At 73.0% G+C, this 11,747-nt stretch carries 8 protein-coding genes and 1 pseudogene; 7 read left to right on the top strand and 2 right to left on the bottom strand.

The window, feature by feature from the left end; translation table 11 throughout:
• The 3 genes from HUW36_RS15055 to HUW36_RS15045 all read left to right on the top strand — a co-directional run.
• Positions 1-946, top strand: a 946-nt coding sequence (locus HUW36_RS15055; protein ID WP_174528740.1) for a TolB family protein, incomplete at its 5' end; no start/stop codon positions are given.
• Positions 947-977: 31 nt separating this feature from the next.
• Positions 978-1,520, top strand: coding sequence for a hypothetical protein (locus tag HUW36_RS15050; protein WP_174528739.1), 543 nt, complete (start codon positions 978-980; stop codon positions 1,518-1,520).
• Positions 1,521-1,545: 25 nt separating this feature from the next.
• Positions 1,546-3,051, top strand: coding sequence for a flotillin family protein (locus HUW36_RS15045; RefSeq protein ID WP_174528738.1), 1,506 nt, complete (start codon positions 1,546-1,548; stop codon positions 3,049-3,051).
• A gap of 61 nt (positions 3,052-3,112) precedes the next feature.
• Here HUW36_RS15045 and HUW36_RS15040 read toward each other — a convergent pair whose 3' ends face one another.
• Positions 3,113-5,149: a S8 family serine peptidase gene (locus HUW36_RS15040; protein WP_174528737.1), complete on the bottom strand. Its 2,037-nt coding sequence runs from the start codon at positions 5,147-5,149 to the stop codon at positions 3,113-3,115.
• Between the two features lie 180 nt (positions 5,150-5,329).
• Positions 5,330-6,790 carry a CCA tRNA nucleotidyltransferase gene (locus tag HUW36_RS15035; RefSeq protein WP_174528736.1) on the bottom strand — a complete coding sequence of 487 codons (1,461 nt, stop codon included), beginning with the start codon at positions 6,788-6,790 and terminating at the stop codon, positions 5,330-5,332.
• A 133-nt stretch (positions 6,791-6,923) separates the two neighbouring features.
• On the opposite strand from HUW36_RS15035, the gene murJ reads away from it, so the two are divergent.
• The 4 genes and pseudogenes from murJ to HUW36_RS15015 form a co-directional block, all read left to right on the top strand.
• Positions 6,924-8,669 carry a murein biosynthesis integral membrane protein MurJ gene (murJ, locus tag HUW36_RS15030; RefSeq protein ID WP_174528735.1) on the top strand — a complete coding sequence of 582 codons (1,746 nt, stop codon included), beginning with the start codon at positions 6,924-6,926 and terminating at the stop codon, positions 8,667-8,669.
• A gap of 415 nt (positions 8,670-9,084) precedes the next feature.
• Entirely contained in the window at positions 9,085-10,701 is a 1,617-nt protein-coding gene (locus HUW36_RS15025) for a protein kinase family protein (protein WP_174528734.1), read from the top strand.
• A gap of 43 nt (positions 10,702-10,744) precedes the next feature.
• A complete protein-coding gene (gene sigM, locus HUW36_RS15020; protein ID WP_174528733.1) occupies positions 10,745-11,446 on the top strand; it encodes an RNA polymerase sigma factor SigM in 702 nt (233 codons plus the stop codon).
• A pseudogene (locus HUW36_RS15015) lies at positions 11,443-11,747 on the top strand (hypothetical protein); the annotation flags it as partial. The gene sigM and the pseudogene HUW36_RS15015, both read left to right, overlap by 4 nt.

Raw genomic sequence — 11,747 nt, 5'->3', positions numbered from 1 at the left:
CGTGCTGGCGGTGGCCCTGCCGTTCGTGCTGCTGCGTCCCCGCACCGCCCCACCGCCCACCACGCCGACGACGCCGCAGGTCACCGTCACCCCCTCGCCCGCGCTGCGGGCCGCACCCGGCCCGGACTGGGCGCAGCGGCCGCTGGTGCTGCCCGGCGACTGGGTGGTCACCCGGGCCCAGGTGGCGGGCGGCTCCGGTAACGGCTTCCTGCTCGACCGCGCACGCGGCCGGTACGTGGCCACCGACCGGTACGACGGCATCTTTCCGGCGCCGACCGGTTCCCTCGTCGCGGTCCGGGACGACGACCGGCCCCGGGAGATCGGCCTGGTCGACCTGGCCACCGGGAAGACCCGCTGGTACGAGGTGGGCCGTGCGCTCTCCACCCCGCGCTGGTCGCCGGACGGCCGGCGGCTGCTGTTCACCAGCCAGCAGGTCGACCACTTCGGTTTCGTCCTGCTCGACCTGGACGGCACCAGGAAGACGCATCCGGTCGGCCTGCTCGGTTGGCCGTGCGCCGACCGGTGCGAGTTCACCTGGACGCGCGACGGCCGCGCGGTAGCCCTGACGCTGAGCAGGGCCAAGTCGGAGGCGTGGCCGAGGGACCTCGCCAAGGGCGTGCAGCTCCTGTCCGTCGACGACGGCCGGCCCACCCGCCTGCTCGAGATGCCGGGCGGTCCGGTCGGTCCGGACGCCTGGTCGCCGGACGGGAAGCTGGTGGTGGTCCAGGGCCAGCAGGAGCCGCTGCTCGTGGAGACCGCCACCGGCCGGGTGGTGAACCCGCTGCCCACCGCCGACGTCGCCTGGGTCACCGACGACCGGCTGCTCTACCGCCGGCCGTTCGGCGCGGGCGACTTCGTGCTCGCCGACACCACCGGCCGGGAACTGGTCCGCCAGGCGCTGCCGAAGCAACTCGTCGATCTGGAGGTGACGGTCGCGCCGCGCTGAACGGTCGCTGGACGTCCGCTGCACACAGTCGATGTTGCACGACGTCGATACCGTGCAGGTCGTGGCCACGGGGACGCTCATCTTCCTGATCATCGGCGGAGCCGGGGTCGGCGTGCTGACGCTGGCCCTGCTCGGCTCGGGAGTGCTGCACCTGGGCCACCCGGACGTCGACGGACCGGTGTCGCTGGAGGCGGTCGCCGGGTTCACCGGGGCGTTCGGGTTCGGTGCCGCGATCGTCAACGAGCTGCTCGGGGGTCGTACCTCCGGGACGATCGCGGTGGCGGCGGCCGGCGGCGCGCTCGCCGCCGTGCCCACCGCCTGGCTGGCGGCCCGGTTGAGCCGCGCGGCCCGCACCATGCGTACCGACGCCACCCCCACCCGTGACCACCTGGCCGGCGCGATCGGGCTGGTGGTCACGCCGATCCCCACCGACGGTTACGGCGAGGTCCGGGTACGCCTCGCCGGCCAGCCGGTGAAGCTCAACGCCCGCGCCGACCGGCCGATCCCGGTCGGCGCCCGCATCTTCGTGGTCGAAGCGCTCAGCGAGACCAGCGTGCACGTCGAGACCTACTGATCCCTCAGCACAGACGGGAACCCCCATGCCCCTGCTCGTCGCCATCGGCGGCGCGGTCCTCCTCGCCGTCCTGCTCGTCCTCTTCGTGCTCTCCCGGATCAAGGTGGCCGGGCCGAACGAGGCCTTCATCGTCACCGGCCGCAAGGGCCGGACCACCCAGACCGCCGACGGCCAGCGCTCCACCGACATGTCCGGGCAGAAGGTCGTGCTCGGCGCCTCGGTCTTCGTCCTGCCGGTGGTGCAGAAGCTCCAGTCCCTCGACCTGTCCAGCCGGCGGATCGACGTCGGCATCCGGGGCGCGGTGAGCAAGCAGGGCATCCGGGCCGACCTGCACGGGGTCGCGATCGTCAAGGTCGGCGGCACCGAGGACGCCATCCGGGCCGCCGCCCAGCGCTTCCTGCACCAGCAGGCCGAGATCGACAACTTCACCCGCGAGGTGCTGGCCGGCGCGCTGCGCTCGATCGTCGGCCGGCTCACCGTCGAGGAGGTCATCCGGGACCGGGCCGCGTTCGCCAGCGCGGTCGCCGAGGAGGCCGAACACTCGATGACCAACCAGGGCCTGGTGCTGGACACGTTCCAGCTCCAGGACATCCTGGCCGAGGGCTCCTACCTGGCCGACCTGGGCCGGCCGGAGGCCGCCCGGGTGCTCAAGGACGCCGCCATCGCCGAGGCCCGGGCCCGCCAGGCCGCCGAGCAGGAGCGGCTGCTCGCCGAGGAGGCGATCGCCGAGGCGAACCGGAACCTGTCGCTCAAGCAGGCCGGCATCCAGGCCGAGATCGACGCCGCCAAGGCCCGGTCGGCCGCGGCCGGCCCGCTCGCCCAGGCCGAGCGGGACCAGGCGATCCTCTCCGAGCAGCAGAAGGTGGCCGAGCGCAACGCCGAGCTGAAGCAGCGCCAGCTCGACACGGAGGTGCGCAAGCCGGCCGACGCGCAGCGGTACAAGGTGGAGCAGGAGGCCGAGGCGGCCCGCAACGCGGCGGTGCTGCGCGCCGACGCCGAGCGGCAGGCCACCATCGCCGCCGCCCAGGCCGTCGCCGAGCAGTCCCGGCTCACCGGTGAGGGTGAGCGGGCCCGCCGCGCCGCGCTGGCCGAGGCGAACGCGATCGAGGGCGCCAAGGAAGGTGAGGCGGAGCAGCGCCGCCGGTCCGCGATCGCCGAGGCGGTCGAGCGGGAGGGCCAGGCCGAGGCCGCGGCCATCCTCGCCCGCGGCCAGGCGGAGGCCGACGCGATGGCCCGCAAGGCCGAGGCGTTCGCCGCGTACGGCGAGGCCGCGGTCCTGGACCTGCTGGTCAAGGTGCTGCCCGAGGTGGTGGGCGCGGCGAGCGCCCCGATCGGCGCGATCGACAAGATGACCGTCATCTCCACCGACGGCGCGTCGTCGCTGACCAAGTCGGTGGCCGGCAACGTCGCCCAGGGCCTCCAGCTCGGCAGCGACCTGACCGGCATCGATCTGGCCGGCCTGCTGGCACGGCTGGGCAGCGCGCACACCAACGGCAAGAACACCGTGGACGGCAGCACCGTCACCCCGTGACGAACGACGGCGCCCGCCGGTTCCCCCAGGGGAGCCGGCGGGCGCCGCGCGGTGGTACGGGTCAGAGCACGCTGAAGACGAACTTCTCGCCGGCGCCCAGACCGAGGGTCTCGCTCTCCCAGTCGATGACGCGGCTGGCGATGAGCTGGCTGGTGCCGGTGCTGCCCGCGGTGACCGCGTTGCCGTTGGCGTTGGCCCGCAGGTAGACCGAGCCGTCGGCGTTGTAGTCGAGGAAGTCGAACGCCTCCCACGGCCCGATGGCCGTGGAGCGGGCGATCAGCGGCTTCGCGCCGGCGCTCTCCGCCGCCACGTACTTGCCGTTGACGAGCGCCTTCAGGCCGAAGAAGCCGTCACCGACGCTGACCAGCTCGTACTTCTCCCAGGCGCCCACGGTCGCCGAGCGGGCGATCAGCGGCTTCGTGCCGCTGCTCTCCGCCGTCACGTACTTGCCGTTGACGACCGCCTTGACGCCGACGATCGGGGCCGGCGCGTCGAAGTCGAACTTCTCGGCGGTGCCGATCGCGGTCTTGCTCGCGATCAGCGGGGAGGTGGTGCTCGGCGCGGTGACGTACCTGCCGTTGATCGCCGCCTTGAGGCTGACCGTGCCGTCGGTGTTGTCGACGATCTGGAACTTCTCCCAGGCGCCGATGGTGGCCGACCGGGCGATCAGCGGCTTCGCGCCGGCGCTCTCCGCCGTCACGAACTTGTTGGTGATCCGGGCGCGCAGGCCGAACAGGCCCCCGCCGGCGTCGACCACGTCGAACTTCTCCCACGCGCCGATGGCGGTGCCGCGCGCGATCAGCGGCTTCGCGCCGGCGCTCTCGGCCACCACGTAGCGGCCGTTGACCCGGGCCTTGAGGGCGTACGAGCCGCGGGCCGTGGGGACCGTACCGAGGTGCAGCAGCCGGTCCAGCGAGCCCATGGTGTCGTGCACCGCGCCGCCGATGCCGGTGGTGACGACGGAGTCGCGCACCTGCTGCGGCGTCCAGGTCGGGTGCTCCTCCAGCAGCAGCGCGGCGGCGCCCGCCACGTGCGGGGAGGCCATCGAGGTGCCGCTCATGGACGTCGAGCCGGAGGTGGTGCCGGCCTTCGCCGAGACGATGCCGGCGCCCGGCGCGAACGTGTCCAGGCAGCGGCCGTAGTTGGAGAACCAGGCCCGCATGTCCAGCCGGTCGGTGGCGCCGACCGTGATGGCGGCCGGCACGTTCGCCGGCGAGGAGCCGCAGGCGTCGGTCCAGCTGTTGCCGGCCGCGACCGCGTAGGTGATGCCGGAGGCGATGGAGCGGGCCACCGCGTCGTTGAGCGCCGGGTCGTTCTCACCGCCGAGGCTCATGTTGGCCACGGACGGCCCGCTGGCGTGACCGGTGACCCAGTCGATGCCGGCGATCACGCCCTCGGTGGTGCCGGTGCCCTCGCAGTCGAGCACCCGGACGGCGACCAGCTTGACCTTCTTGGCCACGCCGTAGGTGGTGCCGCCGATGGTGCCGGCCACGTGCGTGCCGTGCCCGTCGCAGTCCTGCGCGACGTCGTCGGACTCGACGGCGTCGTAGCCGTTGCTGGCCCGACCGCCGAAGTCCTCGTGGTCGATGTCGATGCCGGAGTCGATGACGTACGCGGTCACCCCGGCGCCGGTCGACGAGTAGGTGTACTTGCCGTCCGTCCTGGTCTTGAGCTGGTCGAGCCGGTCCAGGCCCCACGGCGGGGCGGTCTGGGTGTCGGTGGCCGTGTAGCGCTGGACCTGCTGCACGTACGCGACGTCCGGGTCGGCGGCGAGGCGCTCGGCCTGCCGACGGTCCATGCTGGCGGAGTAGCCGTGCAGCGCCTTTCCGAAGACCCGGCGGACGGATCCGCCGTGCTCACCGGCGAGCGCCGACGCGGCGGACTTCACCTTGGCCGGGGTGGCCTTGCCGTCCTTCAGGACGACGATGTAGCGGCCGGCCACGGCACCGGGCAGGTCGGCGCCCCGGACCGGGGCCCGCTTGGCGTCGCCCGGGTCGGCCGACGCGGCACCGCCGGTGGCGGCACAGATGATCGAGGTGGCGGAGGTGAGGGCGAGCCCCACCAGCGCGGAGCGGCGCAGAGCGCCGGAACGTGACACCGAATTGTCTCCCCGTGTCCAGCGACCGTCCGGATCGGACGGGCGGATGTGATCAGGACAGCCGCGCCCGTCGATCCGGGGGGCTGGTGATGACCAACATCATGCGGGAGACATCGACCGGAACGCGTCAACCGTTCGGTCGACACGCCGGCGTATCGTCGTCGTTTTTCCGCCGCGGGGTCAGCCGACGATGCCCTCGGCGCGCGCCCAGCGCAGCAACTCCGCCTCCGCCTCGTCGCGGTCCAGCGGCCCGCGCTCCAGGCGCAACTCCTTGAGGTGCTGCCAGGCCCGGCCGACCACCGGCCCGGGCGGTACGCCGAGCAGCTCCATGATCGCGTTGCCGTCCAGGTCGGGCCGGACCCGGGCCAGGTCCTCCTCGGCGGCGATCCGGGCGATCCGCTCCTCCAGCGCGTCGTAGTCCGCCGAGAGCTGGGCGGCCTTGCGCCGGTTGCGGGTGGTGCAGTCGGACCGGGTGAGCTTGTGCAGCCGGGTCAGCAGGTCACCGGCGTCGGTGACGTACCGGCGCACCGCCGAGTCGGTCCACTCGCCCCGGCCGTACCCGTAGAAGCGCAGGTGCAGCCCGACCAGCTTGACCACCTGGGAGGTGATCTCCTTGGAGTAGCGCATGGCCTTCATCCGGGCCTTGGTCAGCCGGGCGCCGACCACCTCGTGGTGGTGGAAACTGACCCGGCCGTCCGGGCCGACCGCCTTGGTGGCCGGCTTGCCGGCGTCGTGCATCAGCGCGGCCATCCGCAGCACGAAGTCGCAGCCGTCCTCCTCCAACGACATCGCGTTGCTGACCACGGTGAGCGTGTGCTCGTAGACGTCCTTGTGCTGGGCGTGCTCGTCGATGGTGAGCTTCAGACCGGTCAGCTCCGGCAGGAAGCGCTCGGCCAGGCCGGTGTCGACGAGCAGCCGCAGCCCGGTGATCGGGTCGGCGCCGCAGAGCAGCTTGGTGAACTCGTCCCGGATCCGCTCGGCGGTGATCCGGTCCAGGTCCGTCGCCATCCGGGTCATCGCCGCGCGGACGTCCGGGTGGACGGCGAAGCGCAGCTGGGCGGCGAACCGGGCCGCCCGCAGCATCCGCAGCGGGTCGTCGCGGAACGACTCCTGCGGCGTGCCCGGGGTACGGATGACCTTGGCGGCGAGGTCGGCCAGGCCGCCGTACGGGTCGGTGAACCGGTGGTCCGGCAGGCTCACCGCCATCGCGTTGACGGTGAAGTCGCGGCGCTTCAGGTCCTCGGTGAGGCTGGTGCCGTACTGCACCACCGGGTTGCGGCTGACCTGGTCGTAGACCTCCGCGCGGAAGGTGGTGATCTCCAGGTTGAGACCGTCGCGCTGGCAGGCGATGGTGCCGAACTCCCGCCCGGTCTCCCAGATCGACTCGGCCCAGCCCCGGATGACCTTGATGGTCTCGTCCGGGTGGGCGTCGGTGCAGAAGTCGAGGTCGTTGCCGAGCCGGCCGAGCAGCGCGTCGCGGACCGATCCGCCCACCAGGTGCAGTTCGTGACCGGCCCGGGCGAACCGCCGACCCAGCTCGTCGGCGACCGGGGAGACGCGGAGCAGCTCGGCGACGGCGTTGCGCTGTGCGGTGGTCAGCTCACGGCGGTCGGCGGCAGCGGAGGCGGAGGCTTCGGACATGGGAGCGCCAGCCTATCGGGCCGGGGGTGGATCGACCGCGCCGGGCGCGGGTAACGGGTCGAGGTTGACTAAGGTTCCGGTTGTGCGGGGCCGGCGGGGCCCGGTTCCGGCGTACCCCTTGGAGGCTGTGGAGATGAGCGGCGGCGGGCTCTACCGCAGCGCGAACGCGCACGACGGCGGCCTGCCGCCGGACGACGGCGCGACCTTCATCTCGGCGGAGCCGCTGAACCAGCCCGGGGTCGAGTCGGTCGCGCCGCCGCAGGAGGTGGTCGGCGAGACAAGCGCCGCCGCGAACAGCGCGGTGATGGCCGTCGGCAGCCTGGTCAGCCGGGGTACGGGCTTCATCCGCAACCTCATGATCGGCGCGGCGCTGGGCGGCGCGCTCGTCGGCGACGCGTTCACCACCGCCATCTTCCTGCCCAACCAGGTCTACGAGTTCCTGCTCGGCGGCGTGCTCACCAGCGTGCTGATCCCGGTGCTGGTCCGGCGGCGCAAGGCCGACCCGGACCGGGGCGAGGCGTACTCCCAGCGGTTGCTCACGCTGGCCGTGCTGGCGCTGGCCGCCGTGGCGCTGATCGCCATGGCCGGGGCACCGGTGCTGACCTCCATCTACGCGGGCGGCAAGGACGACAACTACCAGGGCCTGGTCACCGGCCTGTCCTACCTGATGCTGCCGATGCTGTTCTTCACCGGCGTGAGCGCGCTGATCGCCGCGGTGCTGAACACGCGCGGGCACTTCGCCGCCCCGATGTGGGCGCCGATCCTGAACAACCTCGTGGTCATCGGCGTCTGCGCGCTCTACATCGCGGTCTTCGGCGCCAAGATCATCCAGCCCGGCGAGATGGGCTGGGACCGCATCCTGCTCATCGGCGGCGGCACGCTGCTCGGCGTCGCGGTGCAGACCGCCGGCCTGCTGCCGGCGCTGCGCAAGGTCGGCTTCCGGTGGAAGTGGCGGTTCGACTTCCGCGCCCTCGGCCTGAGCGAGCTGGCCCGGCTGGGCGGCTGGATGTTCTGCTACGTCGGGGTCAACCAGCTCGGCCTCTTCGTGGTGGTCAACCTGCTCACCCGCGCCGCCGGCGGCGACAACGCCGGCCTGCTGATCTACAACAACGTGTTCCTGCTGCTGATGATGGCGCACGGCATCATCGCCGTCTCGATCATCACCGCGCTGATGCCCCGGATGAGCGCGGCCGCCGCCGAGAACCGGTTCGGCGACGTCACCGCCGACCTGTCCCGGGGCACCCGGATGGTCACCGCGGTCCTCGCACCCATCGCGGTCTGCTACGCGGTGCTGGCCGCCCCGATCTCCGTGGTGGTGTTCCGCTACGGCGCGTTCACCGGCGACAACGCGGTGGCCACCTCGACCGTGCTGCTGGTGGCGGCGCTCGGGCTGGTCCCGTTCGCGGTCAGCCAGCTGTTCACCTTCGCCTTCTACGCGCTGCCGGACACCCGCACCCCGGCCCTGGTCAACATTCCGGTGGTGATCCTGCGGGTCCTGCTCCAGGTGGGTCTCTTCCTGCTCTTCTCGAACACGTTCGCGGCGGCCGGGATGATGCTCGGCAACGCGGTGTCGTACCTGGCCGCGGCGATCATCTCGGCGATGCTGCTGCGGCCCCGGGTGGGCCGGATCGGGCTGGGCCGGATCATGCGGACGCTGGGCCGGGTGGTGGTGGCCGCGCTCGGGGCGGCGCTGGTCGGCGTGCTCGTGGTGGCGGTCCTCCCCGGCGACCCGGCGGACCTGAGCTGGGCCGCCGCCGCGGCGCAGTTGGTGATCGGCGGCGCGGCGATCGGGGCGACCTACCTCGGGCTGGCCATGCTGCTGCGGATCGGTGAGATCACCGAGGTGGTCGGGATGGTCCGGCGGCGGCTCGGGCGGTGACACGCCGCCGGTGACCGACGGTGAACGAGGATCACCAGGCTGGGGATACGGCTGTGGATAACTCGGGATTCCGCCGTCCAGTGGGCCTCTCGGCCTGTGGACAACCAACCGTACGGACGAGGGTGCGCAGGCCGGAGGCGGGGAAGTCGGCGGGACGCCACACCGGTACGCCCCTGCGTCGACTACTTGCCGTCAACCTCTAGATTGGCGGTGCGTGTCCGGGTCGGGTGCCGGCGCGGGTGTTCCGACCCGTTCGGATCCGCGGTGACTGGCTTCCCGCCGGCCGCAGCGGGAAGATGACATGTCGGAGAACCGGGCATCCCGGGTAAGGTCGCTCTCGACGGGTACGGCAGGTGCCGACGTGGGCGTCGACGCCGGGCGTGCCGGTTCCACCGAGGCCAGAGCGGGAAACCACATGCCCAGCAACACGGGTCCATCGATCGGCACGATCACCGAGGGAGGACGGGTGACCCAGGTCGGCGAGGGTCAGGAAGCGGAGGAAACCTCTCCTGCGGTCGTGACCTTCGGTGCTCCCTCGGTCGGTGAGCTCCTCGCCGAGCGCTACGAGCTGGTCGAGCACATCAACAACGACAGCGCGGGCCGACTGGTCTGGCGCGGGGTCGACGTCATCCTGCGCCGTCCCGTCGCGGTGGTCCTCCGCTACCCGGGTGGCGACTCCGCCACCGAGATGCTCCAGGCCGCGGTCGCGGCCAGCCGGGTCATCCACCCCAACCTGGTCGGCGTCTACGACGCGATCGACGAGGACGACCGCGCGTACGTGGTCCGCGAGTGGGTGGACGGCCAGTCGCTGCGCGAGATGGTCGCCGCCGACGGCCCGATGGACCCGGCCCGGGCCACCGCGATCGGCAACGCCGTCGCCAGCGCCCTCGCCGCCGTCCACGCCACCGGCATGGTCCACGGCAACCTCCACCCCGGCACGGTGATGATCAGCGACGACGGCCGGGTGGTGCTGGCCGACGCGCGCACCGACGGGGCGGACAGCCAGGAGAGCGACCTGCGCGCGGTCGGCGGCGTGCTCTACTTCGCCCTGACCGGGCACTGGCCGCACGGCGAGGCCCCGCTGCACGGCGCCACCGCCGGGCACGGCCGGGCCGCCCTGCCGGACGCCGTCCGGGACGCCAGCGGCGCCATCGCCGCGCCCCGGCAGGTACGCGCCGGGGTGCCGGCCTACCTCGACGACCTCACCATGGACCTGCTCGACCCGGAGATCGCCCCGCCCTCGTCGGACGTGCTGGCCGCCGAGCTGAGCCGGTTGGACATCCCGGCCGACGAGCAGTTCCTGGAGCAGGCCGGCCCGCTGCGGTTCACCGCCGACCCCGGTGAGGAGCCGTCGCCGCTGGCCGCCGCCGGCGGTCGCCGGGTGGCCCTGGGCATCGCCGGCCTGCTGGCCGTCGCCCTGATCGGTCTGCTGATCGGCGTCAACGCGCTCGGTGGCGGGGACGACGGCGACAAGGAGCCGGTGGCCCAGCCGTCCAGCAGCGCGCCCGCCACCGGCGGCAGCAACGAGGTCGCCGCGCCGGTCCGCAAGCTCACCATCCAGGACGTCCGGGTGATCGACCCGGACAGCGGGGACCGTGCCGAGGTGCGCGACGCCGAGAAGGTCCTGGACGGCAGCGACGACGACGGCTGGGAGACCCAGACCTACCGGAACAACGGCAAGTTCGGCGGCCTCAAGGACGGCATGGGGATCTGGATCGACCTCGGTGCCCCGCACACGGTCAAGTCGCTCCAGGCGAGCCTGTCGTCCACCGGTGCGTCGGCCGAGCTGCGCGCCGGCACCAAGGGTGAGTTCCCGTCCACCTCCAAGGGCGACAAGGACCTCGTCGCGGCCTACCCGACCGTGATCGGGCAGCCGTTCGAGGACCACGACGGCACCACGATGACGTTCAACGGCTTCGACCCGAACCAGAAGTACCAGTACCTCCTCTTCTGGGTCACCGAGCTGCCGAAGAAGGACGACGGCAGCGGCTGGAAGCTCGGCGTCCAGGAGATCACGGTCCAGGGCTCGTGATCCGTCCGCCGTACCCGTCGCGCCACCTCCTCCGGACGTGGTGATGGCGGGCTCCGGCGGCGGCCAGCCCGGCAGGTCCGACCTGGAACTGCTCCGGGCCCACGTCGCGGGCGACCGGGACGCGTTCACCGAGCTGTTCCACAGGCACCGGGACCGGCTCTGGGCGGTGGCCCTGCGGACCATCGGCGACCGCGAGGACGCCGCCGACGCGCTCCAGGACGCCATGCTGTCGGCCCACCGCGCCGCGGCCCGCTTCCGGGGTGACTCGGCGGTCACCACCTGGCTGCACCGGATCGTGGTGAACGCCTGCCTGGACCGGATGCGGCGACGGCAGACCCATGCCACCGTCCCGCTGCCCGACGGCGTGCACACCGACGGCGAACCGGGCCGGCACACCGGCGGGGTCGAGCCGGCCGCGCCCGCCCGGGACCACGAGACCGCGCTCGTGGTCCGGCAGGCGCTCGCGGCGCTGCCGGCGGAGCAGCGGGCCGCGCTGGTCCTGGTGGACGTGCAGGGCTACCCGGTGGCCGAGGTGGCCCGGATGCTCGACGTGGCCGAGGGGACGGTGAAGAGCCGGTGCGCCCGGGGCCGGGCCCGGCTCGCCGTGCTCCTCGGGCACCTGCGCACCGGCTCGGACGACACCGTCGACGTGCCCCGGGTCACCGCGGGGAACCGCCGGCCGTCCGAGGGCGTCGGATCCTCGTCGGGAATGTCCCGGCGGTCGGTCAGCCAGGAGGAGCCGTGACGTCCCGGGAGTTCAGCGAGGTCGACCACGACCTGCTCGCCGACTACCTCGGCGGGGCGCTGGACGGCACCCCCGAGCAGGCGACCGTCGCCCGGCTGGTCGAGCAGGACCCGGCGTGGCGCGACGCGTACGCGAATCTGACCCACGCGGTCGACCTGGTGCAGGCCGATCTGGCCGGCTGGGCCGCCGAGCCCGCCCCGGAGATTCCGGTGGCGGTGGCGGACCGGATCACCGCCGCGCTCGCCGGCGCCGGTCCGGCCCCGGCCGCCGACTCCGACCGCGCGCCGCGGGACGTCGTACC

The organism is Micromonospora maritima, assembly GCF_902825405.1.
In the GTDB taxonomy this organism is placed as follows: Bacteria; Actinomycetota; Actinomycetes; order Mycobacteriales; family Micromonosporaceae; genus Micromonospora; species Micromonospora maritima.
The sequence above is the reverse complement of the archived record's forward strand: the minus strand, read 5'-3'. Positions and strand labels throughout refer to the sequence as shown.